At 50.5% G+C, this 16,579-nt stretch carries 17 protein-coding genes; 5 read left to right on the plus strand and 12 right to left on the minus strand.

The features are described from left to right. Window positions 1-69: 69 nt before the first annotated feature. Together drt3b and drt3a are read right to left on the minus strand one after the other, a co-directional pair. On the minus strand, window positions 70-2,106 hold the full coding sequence (gene drt3b / locus THS27_RS07330; RefSeq protein WP_085589370.1) for an antiviral reverse transcriptase Drt3b: 2,037 nt from the start codon (window positions 2,104-2,106) through the stop codon (window positions 70-72). A 1-nt stretch (window position 2,107) separates the two neighbouring features. Further along, window positions 2,108-3,316: an antiviral reverse transcriptase Drt3a gene (gene drt3a, locus THS27_RS07335; RefSeq protein WP_085589372.1), complete on the minus strand. Its 1,209-nt coding sequence runs from the start codon at window positions 3,314-3,316 to the stop codon at window positions 2,108-2,110. Between the two features lie 235 nt (window positions 3,317-3,551). Between drt3a and THS27_RS07340 the strand changes: the two genes are divergently transcribed. Both THS27_RS07340 and THS27_RS07345 read left to right on the plus strand, forming a co-directional pair. Beyond that, window positions 3,552-3,773: an antitoxin of toxin-antitoxin stability system gene (locus tag THS27_RS07340; RefSeq protein ID WP_085589374.1), complete on the plus strand. Its 222-nt coding sequence runs from the start codon at window positions 3,552-3,554 to the stop codon at window positions 3,771-3,773. 53 nt (window positions 3,774-3,826) lie between these two features. Then, window positions 3,827-4,066 carry a type II toxin-antitoxin system RelE/ParE family toxin gene (locus THS27_RS07345; RefSeq protein WP_256376759.1) on the plus strand — a complete coding sequence of 80 codons (240 nt, stop codon included), beginning with the start codon at window positions 3,827-3,829 and terminating at the stop codon, window positions 4,064-4,066. Window positions 4,067-4,140: 74 nt separating this feature from the next. Here THS27_RS07345 and THS27_RS07350 read toward each other — a convergent pair whose 3' ends face one another. The 6 genes from THS27_RS07350 to THS27_RS07375 all read right to left on the minus strand — a co-directional run bounded on the left by THS27_RS07350 (window position 4,141) and on the right by THS27_RS07375 (window position 7,420). Further along, complete coding sequence (locus THS27_RS07350; protein ID WP_085589375.1) at window positions 4,141-4,539, minus strand: VOC family protein; 399 nt, start codon at window positions 4,537-4,539, stop codon at window positions 4,141-4,143. Window positions 4,540-4,794: 255 nt separating this feature from the next. After that, window positions 4,795-5,241 (minus strand): GNAT family N-acetyltransferase, encoded by a 447-nt coding sequence (locus tag THS27_RS07355; protein ID WP_085589377.1) that lies wholly within the window; start codon window positions 5,239-5,241, stop codon window positions 4,795-4,797. A 206-nt stretch (window positions 5,242-5,447) separates the two neighbouring features. Further along, window positions 5,448-5,897 carry a peptide-methionine (R)-S-oxide reductase MsrB gene (gene msrB / locus THS27_RS07360; RefSeq protein WP_085589379.1) on the minus strand — a complete coding sequence of 150 codons (450 nt, stop codon included), beginning with the start codon at window positions 5,895-5,897 and terminating at the stop codon, window positions 5,448-5,450. A 142-nt stretch (window positions 5,898-6,039) separates the two neighbouring features. Beyond that, window positions 6,040-6,444: an MAPEG family protein gene (locus THS27_RS07365; RefSeq protein ID WP_085589381.1), complete on the minus strand. Its 405-nt coding sequence runs from the start codon at window positions 6,442-6,444 to the stop codon at window positions 6,040-6,042. A 237-nt stretch (window positions 6,445-6,681) separates the two neighbouring features. Next, window positions 6,682-6,951 carry a hypothetical protein gene (locus tag THS27_RS07370; RefSeq protein WP_085589382.1) on the minus strand — a complete coding sequence of 90 codons (270 nt, stop codon included), beginning with the start codon at window positions 6,949-6,951 and terminating at the stop codon, window positions 6,682-6,684. Between the two features lie 205 nt (window positions 6,952-7,156). Beyond that, window positions 7,157-7,420 (minus strand): hypothetical protein, encoded by a 264-nt coding sequence (locus THS27_RS07375; RefSeq protein ID WP_085589384.1) that lies wholly within the window; start codon window positions 7,418-7,420, stop codon window positions 7,157-7,159. 283 nt (window positions 7,421-7,703) lie between these two features. Here THS27_RS07375 and THS27_RS07380 point away from each other — a divergent pair, with 283 nt between their 5' ends. Then, complete coding sequence (locus THS27_RS07380) at window positions 7,704-8,963, plus strand: MFS transporter (RefSeq protein WP_246832881.1); 1,260 nt, start codon at window positions 7,704-7,706, stop codon at window positions 8,961-8,963. A gap of 77 nt (window positions 8,964-9,040) precedes the next feature. Here THS27_RS07380 and THS27_RS26880 read toward each other — a convergent pair whose 3' ends face one another. Further along, window positions 9,041-9,214 carry a hypothetical protein gene (locus THS27_RS26880; RefSeq protein WP_168184842.1) on the minus strand — a complete coding sequence of 58 codons (174 nt, stop codon included), beginning with the start codon at window positions 9,212-9,214 and terminating at the stop codon, window positions 9,041-9,043. 199 nt (window positions 9,215-9,413) lie between these two features. Here THS27_RS26880 and THS27_RS07385 point away from each other — a divergent pair, with 199 nt between their 5' ends. Next, the gene (locus tag THS27_RS07385; protein WP_210402848.1) at window positions 9,414-9,890 is read left to right on the plus strand and encodes a helix-turn-helix transcriptional regulator; all 477 of its coding nucleotides are present in this window, start codon (window positions 9,414-9,416) and stop codon (window positions 9,888-9,890) included. 201 nt (window positions 9,891-10,091) lie between these two features. Continuing rightward, window positions 10,092-12,581, plus strand: a complete 2,490-nt coding sequence (locus THS27_RS07390) for a heavy metal translocating P-type ATPase (RefSeq protein WP_085589386.1) — start codon at window positions 10,092-10,094, stop codon at window positions 12,579-12,581. Window positions 12,582-12,673: 92 nt separating this feature from the next. Here the strand turns inward: THS27_RS07390 and THS27_RS07395 are convergent, their stop codons facing one another. The 3 genes from THS27_RS07395 to THS27_RS07405 all read right to left on the minus strand — a co-directional run bounded on the left by THS27_RS07395 (window position 12,674) and on the right by THS27_RS07405 (window position 16,386). Beyond that, on the minus strand, window positions 12,674-13,597 hold the full coding sequence (locus tag THS27_RS07395) for an ABC transporter permease (RefSeq protein ID WP_085589388.1): 924 nt from the start codon (window positions 13,595-13,597) through the stop codon (window positions 12,674-12,676). Beyond that, window positions 13,590-14,603 (minus strand): ABC transporter permease, encoded by a 1,014-nt coding sequence (locus THS27_RS07400; RefSeq protein WP_085589390.1) that lies wholly within the window; start codon window positions 14,601-14,603, stop codon window positions 13,590-13,592. The genes THS27_RS07395 and THS27_RS07400 overlap by 8 nt, the downstream gene beginning before the upstream one ends. Before the next feature lie 73 nt (window positions 14,604-14,676). Beyond that, a complete protein-coding gene (locus THS27_RS07405) occupies window positions 14,677-16,386 on the minus strand; it encodes a peptide ABC transporter substrate-binding protein (protein WP_085589392.1) in 1,710 nt (569 codons plus the stop codon). Window positions 16,387-16,579: the final 193 nt, after the last annotated feature.

Below are 16,579 nucleotides of genomic sequence, written 5' to 3' on the forward strand. Positions count from 1 at the left end.
ATGTGGTTTCGTGTAGGAATTTTTTCCTACCGCGAGCGCCATAAAAAGAGGCAATGGATAAAATGTAAATTAATGATAGCCACTAAGCAATCTTTTTTTCTCAATTAACCTTATTAGGTTGATTTCTTTCCAGTTAACAAACCAAGGGTTTTCTTCCATGTAAGTAAGTGTTTCGTCGATTTCAATGTTGGTTTTGGCAACCGGGATCGTTGCTCCTTTGGAGTTTACTTTATTCATCTTATCGTTGAAGTCTTCTATTATTTTTTTGTAAAATATCCGCCGGTCGTCTTTTTCTATGTGCGGGCAAGAGAGAATATCTAAAAAAAGATGAGTTGCCTCTGATGAGATGCTCAAATCTACGTCTTTCAGGATTTTTTCTTGGGCAATCTTCAGTGTTTTTTTTATCGTTGTGAAGGGTTTTTCTTCATCTTTAATGATGAATAATGTAACTATTATTTCAAAATAAGATGTTTTTTTGCGATCTTGTAAATTTCCTATTAAGAATTTTTTTAGATTATGTTCCCCGTCAAAGAAAGCGTCAAGTGCGCAGAAAATGTTCAATATTTCAATTTGGGTTGCGTGTTCATTTGATGTTATGGTTTTTATTGATGGGCTTTCTATTAACCTTGAGAGCCACATTTGAACTTTTTCTCTCGCGTGTTTAAAGTGATCTGGATTATGTTTTTTTAGAATTTGGGATGTTATTATTAAAATAATGGCTGCGTCCATTGATGACGCTACTGACGGAGACAGAGTATAAATGTGCATACACATTTCAATGGCGGCCACAAGATAGTTTGATAAATTTTCGATGTAGCTTTCTTTTTCTAGTTCTAGGTTTTTGTATTCTTCTGTGTGTATCTTTTTTATTATTTCGTCTTGGCTTGAACTTAATTTTTGTATTCTGATTTTTAAAGCTGCAATAAGAAAGGAGGATATGCTTTCGTAATCACTATCAGCTAGGTGGCACGCTCTTCTTAGAGCAAGGGAAAAGTTTTTAAAATTTAAATTGTAACCTGGCGATATGTAATAAATGGTACTGTTTTTTTGGGTAATCTTTTTTAGGTGTGATTCAAAATAATTTTCACATATGCTAGTGGCCTCGCTAATGGCCATGGATTTTTTTGTGAAAAACGGTCGTGCGATAGATTCTTTTTTCGAATCATTCAGGTGCATCTTGAAGAAATCAAGTCCTTCCTTTATTTCATCTTCGATTATCCCGATTTTTTCAATTTCGTTGTAGAATACATAAAAGTTGTCTACGTATCTGCAGATATTATAGTCTTCTCCTGGTTTTATTTCTTTTTCAATTAATTCATTTTCGATATTTTTGTCTATTTTGCTCAGTATTATTTCACTGAATATTCTTGATATCTCTGGGCCAATTATTATTCCATTTGTTTCATTGTAGTTCATTTTTTGCATCAACTCGTCAAAATGCCCCCCAAAAGTATTTGCCTTAGTGTTGTTTTTTGCTTCGCGCTTTGACTTTACAGCCCATGATATTGAATGAGTGTATATGCTGTCGAAACATTTGCTGACATCAAGAGATGCCATGTATTTATATTTTCTTTCAAGGTTTGTATATGTTGAAGATGAGAAGAAATGATGGAGGCGTCTATACTTCGAGTAGGTGAAGATGCTTACCGCATGCTTTGCTATATTGTCTACGTCACTAGTTGTGACTTCCTGTGATTTGTACGCAAAAATATCTTGGTTTCTTCCCGGAAGAAAATAGTGACTGGCTAGTTTCTCGGGATAGCGTATTGAGAAGCTTCCTTGATTGCAGTAATGTAATATTAAGAAATGATATTTTTTATAAAACTCGACAGCCTCAATTTGAGATTTGGGGTGAGGGAGGCTTAGTTTTCGAAGAGAATGTTGATTTTTTATAATTTTGTACGTGAGGGGGACGGTGTATTGTTTTTTTAATGGCGGAACTATTATTCTATCTATTATTTCTTTTAAAAGCTTGGGTGGATTCTTCGACTTCATATTGAGATAGAATCCGTCATTTGAAATTATTATCGGAATATCGGCAGGCGAAGTTTCACTCAATAATACGCGATACCAGTCATCTTTTTTAACTGAAATGATTTTTTTCATCTTATATGTCTCTCCAGCATTTTGATAAGCGATACAGCTCGAGGCCTGAGAAATTAAAGAAATATCGTTTTTTGATATGTTTTTGTAAATCAAAGGATATTATCATTTTTTTTGTTTCTTTGCTTAGGTGGCACATTTTTATTCTGTGATATAGTTGAAATTTTGGATTAAAGAAGCAGCTTCGGTAAAAATTTTGAAGTTCTTTTAATGAGCGGGATGGCAGGTTTATCTCTGAGTATGTGTTGCAGATCCCCGCGTTCATTTTTCGGTCTCGAGAAGAGTCCCAGTATTTATAGCCACTATTTAGTAATAAGAATCTTTTTTGTAAATCCTCTTCGTTTCCGTCTTTGAAAAATTGTAAAAATGCTTTAACGAATTTTGTTTTCCTTTTTTTTATTTTTGTTTGTGCTATGTCAAGTGCGACAGTTCTTTTTTCTTTTCCTGTTATGTCAAAATGATAGCCAAGATAGTTGAAGTTACCATTATCTTTTCCCGTTAATAATTCAATTTTGGAAATTTTATTTTCTGTTGTGTTTAGCTTGAGTTCATCTGGAAGTTGTTGTTTGAAGTCCGATATATATTCTTCAAATTCACGTTCGGAGGAGCATATAATGATTATATCGTCTACATATCGTTTGTAAAAGTAAACGCCTGAAATGCTAGATGCGCCTTGATCTAAAGTTTGTTGTAGATAATACTCTGCAAGGGATGCGGATATTGATATTCCAGTTGGGAGGCCGTTTACATTCTTTTGTGACCATTGCAAATATTTTTTGATGTTTACTCTTAGTTGGTGAACGGTTTTTAAATTTTTTTCTACTATTTTTTCTATTTTTCTTGTGCAGATGCTATCGTAAAATTTTTCAATATCTAATTTTATTATTTTTAATGGCATGGACTCTGAGCATATTTCTCTTAATGCTGAAATTGTTTCAGATCTTCCTGTGATTTTCAATCTCGTTATTTTTCGAAGGTCATGGTTCATTTTTCTAATAAGAATGGTGGTTTCGTAGTCGATTGGTGTGCACATGATGCGGTTTCTTTTTTTAAACTTCATAATTCTGAATAGTTCTTCTTGGGATTCTATTCTTTGGCATAATAATTTTAATTTTTCTGTTTTTTCTTCTTCTGTTGGTATATTAAATTTTTTTAAATCTTCCTCTTTTGAGAAAGATTCTAGAGACTTTCTTGTGTAGGCGTAAGTTTTCATGTCAGCCTCTGATTGTAATTGATTTTTTCAGGTTGCTAGTGCTATTGTATCAGTTGTAATTCAATGTCTCTATAATATTTTTGGCTGCGTTTGGGCGGATGATGATTTCATATTAAGAGAACAACTTGAGTTAGTTTAGGTTTTTGGATGTGTTTAGTTAGTTTAGGCGACGACGTTTCATGTCCAAAGTCGTTGTATTCACTATTAGCTTGGGTCGGAAGTTCGCGAGGCATTTATGGCAGAAGTTAAAGCTGCAAACGGGCCTGTGTCTCACTATCTATGCGAGTTGACGCGGGATTATGTGCAGCGTCAGCAAGAAGCGCGGGAATATGAGGTGTATCTGGGCGGCAAGGTTCAAGCTGGTCGTGCATCGATGCGGGCGGGTGTTGGTCGTTCTAATGATGAGATTGAAGCCGCGTTTGCGGCGCGGCGCGCGCGCGTGGCGCATAGCGCGTGAGGGCTATTTGGACGCCGGAAGCATTTTAGGATTGCTTCGATATTTGAGATGATATCGTCAATAATAATCCACAAGCGGCGGTTCGCATGGATGCGCTTTTTAGTGATACCGTGGCGCGGCTTGCCGATTATCCTGAATTGGGGCAAGCAGGAATTATTCCGGGCACTCGTGAAATGATACCGCATGAAAGCTATCGTCTGATTTATGAAATCAGCGGTGATGCCGTGTGGATATTGGCGCTGGTTCATGTGTCGCGCCAATGGCCGTTGCTTCAAGGTCTATCAGAGCCGTAAGAAAGACAGCGCATATTGACTATGCGCTGTTATCGAGGTCAGGAAAGATCAGTCTTTGCTGTCTTTAACTTGGCTTAGCGGTTGCCAAAACGCGCAATCGCCGCTTCCGAAACAGGCCTAAACAGCGCAACAATCGTTCCCTCCGGGTCGCGGATCATGGCGGCGCGGTTGCCCCAAGGCATCATTTTGGGTTCGTGAACGATGGTGACGCTGTCTTTGATTTTATCAAACAGGGCATCCACATCATCCACCATCAGTTCGATGATGGCCGTGCGGTTGGCGGCGGGCTCGCAACTGCCGGGCTGGAAGATGGCGACGGTTTCGGCGCTGCCAATGGCAAGAGTTGCCGCCGGGGTGACGATTTCGGCGAATTGCGGGGCGAGCCAGTCGGCCGTCTGCCCCATCACCCTTTCGTAAAAGGCCACCATGGCTTTGATATCCTGTGCGATCAGGCGGGTTGATGCGAATTTCATGTTTGTTTCTCGTACTGGGCCAGACGGGGCAGGGTCTGTAAGGTTTGTAAGGTCTGTAAGGTCTGGCCGGGGAATGCGGTGTTGCATCCCCTTTGTCGCAGATCGCTGCTGACAGCATTATGACAACAGCGTTTTTTGAAATTCAGCACGGCCTGATTTTAGGGTGATCTGTTTTGTCGGGGTGGGGCATTCAGGCGGCTATTTGGCCGCCTTTGCCCCTGTTGGTGTGATTGCGTCAACGGGGCTGGTTTGGTGTTAACGCTGATATTTGATAAACGGCGTTAACGTGCCGATGCGATCATAAAGCAGGCGGGCATTATGGTTAAATTCCTGCGTCATCCAGTAAACGGACGGGGTGCCGTTTTTGTCGGCCAGCGCATAGGTGGCTTCGATCAGGGCGCGGCCGATGCCAAGCCCGCGTGCGGCGGGGGAAACATAAAGATCCTGAAGGTAGCACACATCTTCAATGCGCCAGTTATGGTGATGAAAGATGATATGAACAAGGCCGATCAGGGTGCCGTCGGTTTGTTCGGCCACCAGTGCGCGCTGGTGCGGGCGGGCGGGGTCACGCAGGCGGTTAAATGTGGTGGTGTAAACCTCCGCCGGGACCGTTGATTGATAAAATTCCAGATATGCCTGCCACAGCATTTGCCACTGGGCTTCGTCTTGCGGGCGAATGTCGCGGATTGTGGTGTTTGTCATGGTGTGTCCCTTTGCGGCAAAGCGGTGCGTTATGTTGTTGCTGATAAAGGACGGAAGCCTTTTGCATAAGGACCACTTTTCAAGATAAGGGCAGACCAATTTGCGGGGTTTGCATGTGGGCCCTAAATGCAAAAGCCCCGGTTTTACGCGGGGCTTTTGCGAGGGGTGCTAACATGTGTTTGGGATGTGCCGTGGTTCGGGGCGGGTTATTGCGGGTTTTCTACCTGACCCAGATAATCGCCATACCCTTCGGCTTCCATATCATCGCGATGGACAAACCGAAGCGACGCGGAATTGATGCAATAGCGTAATCCGCCGCGATCTTGCGGGCCATCGGGGAAAACGTGGCCCAGATGGCTGTCGCCATTTGCCGAGCGGATTTCGGTGCGCACCATGCCGTGCGATACATCGCGCAGCTCGCTGACATGCACGGGGTCTATCGGTTTGGTAAAGCTGGGCCAGCCGCAATGGCTATCGAACTTGTCGCTGGATGCAAAAAGCGGTTCGCCCGAAACGATATCCACATAAATGCCTGGCTCGCGGTGATCGAGATATTCGCCGGTGCCGGGGCGTTCGGTGCCGTTTTGCTGGGTGACGTGATATTGTTCCGGCGTCAGTTTGGCAATGGCATCGGGGTCTTTGCTATAGCGGGGCATTGAGGCTCCTGTCGTATTTAAAACGGGTTTTGCCCAATATAGGTCGGGATCGCTGTTTTTGCATCCGGCAGATGATATTTCATCGCTGCGAACGCCGCCATCGTCGTCATCGCCACCAACACCCCGCTGCCGGGATTTGAAATTAATTTACAAAATGCAGCAATTGCGATGCCACGCACAGGGTGGCGATGACCCCTGCGAAATAGGCAATCGAGCGGATACCGGCGGTCGAAATGCCTGCGCAATAGGTGATGGCATGAACCAGACGGGCAACCAGAAACAGAACCGCGCCAAATACTGTGACGAAGTTTGAGATGCCGGTGAATTTGGCAACCAGAACCACGATGGCAAAGGGCAACAGGTTTTCAAGCAGGTTATGATGGGCGCGCAGCCCGCGTAACGCCGCGCCGCGCCGTTCGGGCAGGGTTTCGCGGTTGCCCATCAGGCCTTTGGCCCCAACTTGCTGGCCATAATGCCAGTTATAGAAAAACGGAAATATCAGGCTTAGAATGGCGCAGATCACCAAAATCCATAATTCTATAGTCATACGATATCCTTTCGGGTGACGTGCCGGTTCGCGCGGCCATGTTATGGCGGCGACAACAACCTGTGAACTTGTAGGGTCTATACGGGCAAAAATTGTCGCCCGATGACATAACGTTTCATCGGGGCCGAAGTTTGCCGCAAAGATGAAAAAACATCCGGCACCCCAAAGGGAATACCGGATGTTTCGCCACGTGGCGGGGCGGGCGGTTGAAAGGGTGTTTTATGGGTGTGCCGGGGGCTAGCCGGTTTTTTGTTCGGTCATGGCGTCCCATGCCTTTTGCAGCCGGTTATTGGCTTCGCGAAAACGCTGGCGTTTTTCCTCGCTTACCGGTCCCTGGCTGTCCTTGATGTCGTTCCAGGCGGCATTCATATCGTCCCATGCCTGCACAACGGCGCTGGGCAGGGCTTCGATACCGGTTTTGTTATCGGTGCAATAACCGGTCAGGCCAAATTCCCAATCCTGAAACTCGCGTTGAAGTTTGGCATGGTCCGGGATGTGACGGGTCATTTCTGGCTCCTTGCTGTGGCGGGTGCCGGGTGTGGTTTTTCATCCTTACGCTAGCCTGCAAAGGTGGCATCACTGTGCGGTGTTTGGGCGATTGCAGGGCATAAAGGGTGCGGTATCCGCAAAAGAAAAGGCACCCCGGGGGAAGGGTGCCAAAGACTGCGTGGGGGAACGCAGGGAGGAAACAGGTGCGGACAACCGGGACCGGTTATTTGTTCATCATTTTGTCCCAGGCTTTCTGCAGTCGCTCGGAAGCGCTGCTATGTTTTTGGGCTGCGTCCGTGGCAACACTATCGTCCTTGTGCTGGGTGCCTTCATAAGATGATGACATATCATTCCAGGCATCGGTCACTTCAGATGGCAAATTGCCGATTTCCATCTGATTTTCCCGGCAATAACCGTGAATGTTTTTTTCCCAGTCCGCATGAGTCTTTTGCAGTTTCATGCGGTCAAGTGCGGTTTGTTCCATCATGGCGCGGCTCCTTTTTATCTTTATCGAGCTCGTGTTCTGATAGGGAAACGCGAGTGGTGATAATCGGTTCCCGTAAAAACGTAATTATTTAAAAAAAATCCGGTTGGCCGGTTGATGATATAGGATCATGGACTATTTTCGTTGGGTTCACAGGGGGTGAACCCACCATTTCTTTATGTGAAATATGCTTTCAAAACGGTAATGCTGCGGGGCAAAATATGCACAGCATTGCCTTTGGGTGTGTTTTGCCCAGGGGCTGACCCTGCCTATCGGAGCCTGCCATATGTCGAAAATGCCCGCAAAGGGGGGTGTACGTGATGCATCGCCCCAAACTGCGTCTTTATCCAAAACGACCCCTGTTTCAGGTTGGTTAATTCTGTTTCTGGCAACGGCCTGCGGGTTAATTGCTGCTAATCTTTATTATGCGCAGCCGTTGGTCGGGCCGATCAGCGCCGAATTGGGGCTGTCGCCCCGCGCCGCCGGGTTGATTGTGACGATGACCCAGGTTGGCTATGGCATTGGACTGTTGTTAATTGTGCCGCTGGGCGATTTGTTTGAAAACCGCAAGCTGGTGATGACGGTGATTGCGCTGGGGGCTGCCGCGTTGCTGGCGTCGGGGCTTGCGATAACGCCGGGCATATTTTTAACGGCAGCGCTGTTTATTGGCATCGGGTCGGTCGCGGTGCAAATTCTGGTGCCATATGCCGCCCATCTTGCAACCGACGAAACCCGGGGCCGGGTTGTTGGCAATGTCATGAGCGGGCTGATGTTTGGTATTATGCTGTCGCGCCCGGTTTCAAGTTTCCTGACCGAACTGACCAACTGGCGCGTGATCTTTTTTGTCTCAACCGCAATGATGATTGTGATGATGGTTGCGGTGCGGCTGATGCTTCCGGTTAGCCGCCCCACCGTGCGCCCGCATTATTTTGAACTGCTGGGCAGCATGGCACGGTTAATGATCACCAGCCGGGTTTTGCGCCGCCGCGCCCTGTATCAGGCATCGTTGTTTGCAACTTTCAGCCTGTTCTGGACGACGGTGCCTTTATTGCTGGCCGGGCCGGATTTTAATATGTCGCAGGCGGGCATTGCCCTGTTTGCGCTTGCCGGGGCGGCCGGGGCAGTTGCCGCCCCGATTGGCGGGCGCATGGCGGACCGGGGCTGGGTGCGCCCGGCAACCGCCATTGCCATGGCGTCGGTGCCTGTCGCCTTGATGCTAACCCATCTGGGGACCATGGGCAGTGTGTTTTCACTGGTTATTCTGGTGTTGGGCGCCATCATGCTTGATTTTGGCCTGACCTGTAACATGGTGCTGGGCCAGCGGGCGATTTTCTCGTTGGGGGCGGCCTATCGCAACCGCATAAACGGGGTTTATATGGCAACGTTTTTTGCTGCCGGTGCCATTGGCTCGGCCGTTGGCGGCTGGGCCTTTGCCCATGGTGGCTGGATGTGGGCAACCGCGGTTGGCATGCTGTTTCCTGCCATGGGGTTGCTATATTATCTGACCGAATATCTGCGCCCGCTCGAGATACCCAAGGCGTCTTGAAAACGGATTTTCGCGAAAAACGCCAGTGCAGGGTATCTGTGCTGGCGTTTCGTATTTATGGGTGGTTTCGACGCCTTTTAGTCAGCCTGCGGAATCCCGTTGCTGCCACAATGGCGCGAGGCCTCGCAGGCATTCGACAGGCTTTGGCGAATGCTGGCCTGCCAGTCTATGCCGCTGCAACCTGCCAATATCGGTGCAGCCACGACCAGAACAATAAGGATGCGCGATAATCGGGCAATGGGGCAGGGCAACGGAAATATCCTTGTCGCAATTTGGGGGCTTTTTTGGCGCAGTTCATAATGTGGTACGGCAAAACGGCGATTGCAGGGTATCAGGGCTGATCACATTATTGCGATGTAACCGGCAACGAATTTTATAACATGCCTTGTTTTGCGGCGTCATACGTGGAAAATAATGCCTATGGCAAACAGCAAAAATGCACACAGGCACATGACCGCGCAGTCACACGATGATATCGCCGTGCAGGACACGGACGGAACAAAGGATGCCCAAACCGCAAAAGGGCACGGTCATAAACATGGCGATAATTCTGCGGCCCCCGATGTTGCTGCCCGGCTGGGCCTTAGCCCGTCGCAAGGCGAGGCTGTTTTGCGCGATGCTTCCAGTGTGATTGGCCAGGATCTTTCATTGCCTGATATCGAGGCGGCAGCGCGCATTTTTGCCTTGCTGGGCGATGGCGGGCGGTTGCAACTGGTGCTGCGGTGCATGGAACGCCCGCAAACCGTGAGCGAACTTGCCGAGGCCGCTGGCATGTCGCAATCATTGACCAGCCATCATTTGCGCCATTTGCGCGACCAGCGCATTCTGGCATCCGAGCGTCGCGGACGGCACATTTATTATACCATCGACGATGCCCATATTTCGTGTGTGGTGCAGGATGTTTTCGCCCACGTAACGCACGATTAACGTAATCTGCGTTTGGCGGTCTGCCGATCTTTCAGCCTTAATTTTTGGGAATGTGCAAGGACGCTGCTGTCATTTTGACGCGGTGCCGTAAAACGTGCGCGCCAATATTCAAATGCTGGTTTGAATATCCCTTGACAAAAACACATGAATTGTTATTTGTATATTATACATGAATGATAATTTGAATGTTTGTGAGGCGATATGTCCATAACCCTTAACTGGCGCGATTATGCAGAGCTGGAAAATTGCTCGCAATGCCGCGACTATGTGCTGGAAAGCCTGCGCCGCAAACTGGGCGAAAATCAGATTGATGCCAGTGCGGAGGGTGTCACAGTTGCCGGGCAAACCAGCGAACCGGTGCGCAAAACTGTTGAAGAAACCCTGCAACAGCGCAATGGGGCCGTGCATCACCACCATTGGGCCGTAAGCGGCATGGATTGCGGGTCTTGTGTTGCCAAAATTGAAACCGCCCTGCGCCGTCGCAAGGAAGTGGACTGTGTTGACGTTTCCATGATGCGCGAAACAGTGACGCTGGGCCTGCATGAAGATGGCCGCGAAACCCGCGATAACATTTCAAAAACGCTGGGTAAGCTGGGTTACCCGGCACAGGAACGCGCAGCCAAAGGCGAAAAGGTTGAAAAGGCCACCTGTTGTGGCGGCCAAGCCCCTGCAGATGAAGGCACGCATAACCACGCATATGATCAAGATGACGAACACGATGACAAACACGGTCATGGTCACAGTCATGCGCACGGCCATGGCTTGCCGCATGCCCATGGCGGTGGCCTGCTGCTGATGCGGCGGTTTGCCCCGTGGCCCAAGGCGGGCGATGAAATTGCCTGGGCGGCGATTTGCCTGCTGGTGGGCTGGGGTATTGGCGCGCTTGTGCCTGTGGCCGAGCCCTATGCGCTTTCGGTTGGGGCGATACTGGCGGCCTTGCCGGTGATGAAACGGGCGGGGCAGTTGGCCCTGAACGGGGCCGTGTTTTCAATTGAATGCCTTATGTCGGTTGCTGTTATTGGGGCTGTCGCCATTGGCGACCCGCTAGAGGCCGGCATGGTTGTGCTGTTATTTGCCATTGGCGAAAGCCTGGAAGGCGTTGCTGCCGGGCAGGCACGCAGCGGGGTGAAATCGCTGCTGAAACTCTCGCCTGAAAATGCCCGTCTTGTGGGCGCGGATGGCAACCGGAATGTGCATCCGTCGCAATTGTCAGCCGATGATATTGTCGAAGTTCGCCCGGGTGAACGCATTCCGGCAGATGGCGTGCTGGTCAAAGGGCAGGCCGAAATTGATAACAGCCATCTGACGGGCGAATCAATTCCGGTTGCCAGTGTTGAAGGCAGCGAGGTGTTTGCCGGTGCCATTGTAACCGACCGTCCCATTCAGGCGAAGGTCACCCGGGCCGCCGGGCAAACCATGCTGGACCGGGTTATTCAACTGGTGGAAGACAGCGAAAAGCACAAGGCACCGGTTGAACGTTTTGTGGCCAGATTTGCCCGCATCTATACGCCGATCATTATGGGGCTGGCCCTGTTAACCGTGCTGGTGCCGCCGCTTGTTTTTGGTCAGGCATGGCAGGAATGGATTTATCGGGGCCTGGCATTGTTGCTGATCGGGTGCCCTTGTGCGCTGGTTATTTCAACCCCGGCGGCGGTGACATCGGCGCTGGCCCGTGCCGCCCGGATTGGTCTGTTGATCAAGGGGGGGGCGGCACTGGAAACAATCGGGGCGGTGCGCAAAATCGCCTTTGATAAAACCGGCACCCTGACCGAAGGTAAACCCGGGCTGGTCGCGGTGATGACCATTGGTGATGTTACTGAAAATGATCTTGTCGCCCATGCCGCCGCCCTGGAAAATGTCACATCGCATCCGCTGGCACGCGCCATTGTCGAGGCGGCTGAACAACGTGGGCTTTCCCTGCCGGAATTAAGCGATGGTCGCACCATTGCCGGTGCCGGTGTCGAAGGGCGCATTGATAACGTTCTGTATCGTGTCGGGGCACCCAAACGGCTTGATATTGACTGTTCAGGCACCGTTGCCGACTGGATGGCACAGCAGGAAGACAATGGTTGCACGGCAATTGTTGTATTGCGTGACGGCAAAATTATTGGTGCATTGGCCCTGCGCGATGTCCTGCGTAACGATGCCCGCGAAGCCCTGAAAATGTTGAATGCGCTGGGGATTGAGCCGGTGATGCTAACCGGTGATGCCAACCGGGTGGCACAGGGGCTGGCAAATGAACTTGGCATGTCCTATCGGGCAGAACTGTTGCCCGAGGATAAATTAAACGCCCTTGCCAGGTTGCAGGGCAGGACGGACAAGGGCGATAGCCCCAAACAACGCGATATTGTGGCGATGGTTGGCGATGGCATTAACGATGCCCCGGCCCTTAAGGCTGCTGATGTTGGTATTGCCATTGGGGGGGGTACTGACATTGCGCTAGAGGCGGCCGATGCCGTGGTGGTCAAATCCCGGCTGACCGATGTGGCGGTACTGGTGAAACTGTCGCGCCAGGCACGCCGGGTTATTCGCGAAAATATTGGCCTGGCGCTGGGGTTAAAGGGGATTTTCCTGGTCACCAGTATTTTCGGTATTACCGGCCTGTGGGTGGCGGTGCTTGCCGATACTGGGGCAACCGTACTGGTAACGTTAAATTCCTTGCGTTTGTTATGGGGCCGCAAGGACAGCTAACATTGTGACCATCAATATATCAAAGGGCCGCCTGTTTTTATGCTGGCGGCCCTTTGTGTTACAGGGTGTTTCAGATTTTACGGGATGCAGCCTTAATGTTTGACCTTGTGAGGGTCCAGGGCATCGCGGAAGGCATCGCCCATGTAATTGACACTTAACACCGTAAGCGAAATGGCAAGACCGGGCCACAAAACCCGCGATGGCGTGATTTGCAGGAAATTCGCCCCGTCATACAGCAAACGGCCCCAGGTTGGAAAATCCGACGGAAACCCAAGCCCCAGAAAGCTAAGTGCGGATTCCGTGATAATGGCGGTGGCAATGCCAAGGGTGGCCGAAACCATGATCGAACTCATGACATTGGGCAAAAGGTGACGCAGGATAATGTTATATTCCCGTGTGCCGCCACTTTTGGCCGCCAGCACAAATTCCTGATTTTTGATCGATAACACATCGCCGCGCACGATACGCGCGGTGTGCATCCAGCTGGTGATGCCAATCACGAACACAATCAGGATAAATATTCCGGTTTCGGGGCCAAATACTGCCCGCAGGGTTTCGCGAAACAGCATGATAATCACCAGCAGAAGCGGCAAAAGCGGCAGAGCCAGAAACAGGTCCGTTAACCGCATCAGCGGGCCATCAAGCCATTTGATATAGCCCGACAACAACCCGACCACGGTGCCCAAAAACAGCGACAAGGCCATGGCGACCATCCCCACTGACAGGGATAACCGCCCGCCTGCCAGCACCTGTGCCAGCATATCACGACCAAGGTTATCGGTTCCAAAGGGGTGAATCAGGCTGGGGCCCTGGTTTTTGGACCGAATATCGAGAAATTGCGGATCAATGGTGTGAATGTAAGGGCCAATAGTAACCGCGATAATAATGATCAGAAAAACAACAGCACCAATGATACCGCCTTTATGATCGCGAAAACGGCCCCACAACTGCATGGCGCGCGACCGTTCCTGCGGTAGGGCTTCCAACTGGATATCGGGTTGCGGGGCATCAGTCATAGCGAATCCTCGGGTCAAGAATGCCGTAAAGCACGTCGGCGATCAGGTTGAACAGCACAATCAGGACCGCGAAAATAAAGGTCAAGGTTTGTACAACCGGAATATCGCCGCCCTGAATGGACGTAATCAGCAATTGGCCCAGCCCGTTTACCCGAAAAATCTGCTCGGTAATGATGGCACCGGAAAAGACCGTGGGCACGCCAAGGGCAATAACCGTGACCACCGGGATCAGGCTGTTGCGCAGGACATGCACCAGCAGGATGGTTTTTTCCTTTACCCCTTTGGCGCGTGCGGTGCGGACATAATCCTGGTTCAGGTTTTCCAGCATCGATGCCCGTACGAACCGGCTGATTTGCGAGGTGTTATACAGGGCCAATACCATGACAGGCAGGAACATCTGTCTGATTTGGAAAACGAAACTCGACCAGTCGGTAACTTCGTGGTTGGTGTCGTAGATGGAGGGGAACCAGTGCAGTTTGACACTGAAAATCACAATCAGCAACACGCCGGTAAAGAAGGTCGGAACTGAAAACCCAACCATTGAGATGAAAGTGCCAAGCTGGTCAAAGATCGAATATTGCTTGTGCGCCGAGATAATTCCGATCGGAATGGCGATAAGAATACCGACCACATAGGACATGCCAACAACCCACAGGGTTTGGGGCATGCGTTGCACAATCAGGTCCACCACCGGGCTGCGTGTGGCCCAGGACCGGATGCGCAACCGGTCGGCCGATTCAAAAATATCGGCACCGGTGATTTGCGACAGGATGTTGAGCGGTTCGTTGACGAAAAACTGGTGCAGCCATTTGGCGTAGCGGATCAAAAACGGGTCGCCCAGGCCAAGAGACTGGCGGATCTGTTCGCGGACTTCCGGTGGAATGGTCAGGGGCAGGTTGCCCGTCGGGTCGTTCGGGGCAAGGTCAAGCAGGGCAAAAATGATGAAGCTGATCACCAACAGGGTGGGGATAGCAAACATCAGCCTGCGCAAGGTGTAATTCAACATCGGGGCGCTCCAGACTGGAGGGGACGAAAAGCAGCGCGGGCCTGTCTTGCGACAGGCCCGGCCAGTCTGGGTGTTATTTCTTGCGCGACCACGAAGCCACGTTCCACAACTGCGAATCCCAGGAGTTCATGCGAACGCCGTCAAGGGTTGCAGCACGGGCGGAAACATCGCCCCGGTGGATCAGCGGAATCATGGTGCCAGCTTCAATGAGCATGTCGTTCATTTCTTTGGCAATTTTGGCACGGTCGGCAAGTTTGCCGGTGCCGGCCAGTTTTGCGGCCAGCTTGTCATATGCCGGGTCGCAATAACGCGAAATGTTTTCGCCCAGCCAGCCATTTTCCGGGCTGGGGATTTTGTCGCACATGCGACCGGCCAGGTATTTCTCCGGGTCGGTGCCGTCAAAGTTGTTGGTGTACATTTCAATGTCGGAATAAAATTTCTGGAAGGTATCCGGGCTTGCCGGGTCCCCGCCGAAAAAGACCGACGGATCGGTATTGCGCAGTTCGGTTTCAACACCAATTTGCTGCCACATCTGTTTGATCAGGGCCTGGCTGCCTTGTCGGACAGAGTTGGTCGATGTTTGGAAAATGAGTGACAGGCGCGCATCGCCCTTGGTTCGGACCCCGTCCGATCCCATCACCCAGCCTGCATCGTCGAGCAACTTATTGGCACTGGCAATGTCCTGCTTCAGGCACCAGTCATTGGCTGTGGATGCATAAATATCCGGGGCAGGGACGAAGTTACAGGTTGCCTTGCCAGCTTCACCGTATCCGGCTTCGACAAGCAGATCGCGGTCAATGGCGATGGACAGGGCCTTGCGTACCGCCGGGTCGGACAGGGCCGGGTTTGGGCCAGCCTGTTTGGTTGACCGGGCATCGCCAGCTGCGGCACTGGCGTCATAAGGGTTAACTTCAAGGCGTTCCACCTGGGTGCCAAAGGATGAAACGATCACACCTTTGCCAGCCTGGGCCATTTGCGCCAGAATTTCCGGTTCAACCTGCAGGTTCCAGGCGTAGTCATATTCGCCGGTTTCCAGAACGGCCCGTGCCGCCGATGCGGCATCGCCGCCACCTTTAAGAACGGCGGTGGCAAAATGGGGTTCGTCGGCAACGCGGTAATACGGGTTGGCTTCAAACGAAATAACGTCGTTTGGTTTGAATTCGGTTACCCGGAACGGGCCGGTGCCATGCGGGTGAAAGTTGGCGTCGGTGCATTCCGGTGCCTTGGCCCCCATGCAATCCTTGAATTGTGCCTTTTGCAAAATGGGCGACTGGCTGCCAACAAAGGGGCCATAGGGGAATGGTTTGGGCACGCCAAAGGTAATTTTAACTGTCAGCGGGTCAATGGCTTCAACTTTGGTGACATCGGAAAAATAGGCGCGTTGCTGGCAGCCACCATCAGGCGCCAGGCAATAGTCGGCCGTAAAAACAACGTCGTCGGCAGTAAAGTCGGTGCCGTCAGACCATTTGATGCCTTTGCTGAGTTTCCATGTAATGGATTTAAGGTCTTTGGAAACGCCGCCATTTTCGATGGTCGGGATTTCGTCCACCAGTTTGGGGACCATGTTGCCTTTTTCGTCGTAACGGGCCAAAGGCTCGATCACCATCGACGATCCATGAAGGTCTTTGGTTCCCCCGGAAAGATACGGGTTAAGAATGGAAACGGCTTGCCAGTAAAGGATCTTGAGTTCCCCGTCAGATCCTCGGGCGGCCTGGGCACTGGTGGCTGCACCAAGTGCCAAAGCGACTGCTGACGCGGTCAGCAGGAGGCGAAGTTTGGTCATTGTTTTAATCCCTGATTGAAATGGCCGGTTAATCCGGCTCGGCCTTGTCTCGTTCCAATCGCTGCAAAACCCGGTTCCGTTGCTGGAACTTCTTGTTTGCACTGCACAAAAAAGAAAAGCCACCCGTGGTGATACAGGGTATAACCGTGGGTGGTGACCTTCTGATTGAAATGCTACGTTGGTAAGCTGATGA

Origin of the sequence: Thalassospira sp. MCCC 1A01428 (assembly GCF_002115825.1) — a bacterium.
Taxonomy (GTDB): domain Bacteria; phylum Pseudomonadota; class Alphaproteobacteria; order Rhodospirillales; family Thalassospiraceae; genus Thalassospira.

Bases quoted from the DNA above. Each gene is read 5' to 3' on its own strand.
- drt3b (WP_085589370.1), bottom strand. From the start codon at position 2,106: ATGAAAAAAATCATTTCAGTTAAAAAAGATGACTGGTATCGCGTATTA.
- drt3a (WP_085589372.1), bottom strand. From the start codon at position 3,316: ATGAAAACTTACGCCTACACAAGAAAGTCTCTAGAATCTTTCTCAAAA.
- THS27_RS07340 (WP_085589374.1), top strand. From the start codon at position 3,552: ATGGCAGAAGTTAAAGCTGCAAACGGGCCTGTGTCTCACTATCTATGC.
- THS27_RS07350 (WP_085589375.1), bottom strand. From the start codon at position 4,539: ATGAAATTCGCATCAACCCGCCTGATCGCACAGGATATCAAAGCCATG.
- THS27_RS07355 (WP_085589377.1), bottom strand. From the start codon at position 5,241: ATGACAAACACCACAATCCGCGACATTCGCCCGCAAGACGAAGCCCAG.
- msrB (WP_085589379.1), bottom strand. From the start codon at position 5,897: ATGCCCCGCTATAGCAAAGACCCCGATGCCATTGCCAAACTGACGCCG.
- THS27_RS07365 (WP_085589381.1), bottom strand. From the start codon at position 6,444: ATGACTATAGAATTATGGATTTTGGTGATCTGCGCCATTCTAAGCCTG.
- THS27_RS07370 (WP_085589382.1), bottom strand. From the start codon at position 6,951: ATGACCCGTCACATCCCGGACCATGCCAAACTTCAACGCGAGTTTCAG.
- THS27_RS07375 (WP_085589384.1), bottom strand. From the start codon at position 7,420: ATGATGGAACAAACCGCACTTGACCGCATGAAACTGCAAAAGACTCAT.
- THS27_RS07380 (WP_246832881.1), top strand. From the start codon at position 7,704: ATGTCGAAAATGCCCGCAAAGGGGGGTGTACGTGATGCATCGCCCCAA.
- THS27_RS07385 (WP_210402848.1), top strand. From the start codon at position 9,414: ATGACCGCGCAGTCACACGATGATATCGCCGTGCAGGACACGGACGGA.
- THS27_RS07390 (WP_085589386.1), top strand. From the start codon at position 10,092: ATGTCCATAACCCTTAACTGGCGCGATTATGCAGAGCTGGAAAATTGC.
- THS27_RS07395 (WP_085589388.1), bottom strand. From the start codon at position 13,597: ATGACTGATGCCCCGCAACCCGATATCCAGTTGGAAGCCCTACCGCAG.
- THS27_RS07400 (WP_085589390.1), bottom strand. From the start codon at position 14,603: ATGTTGAATTACACCTTGCGCAGGCTGATGTTTGCTATCCCCACCCTG.
- THS27_RS07405 (WP_085589392.1), bottom strand. From the start codon at position 16,386: ATGACCAAACTTCGCCTCCTGCTGACCGCGTCAGCAGTCGCTTTGGCA.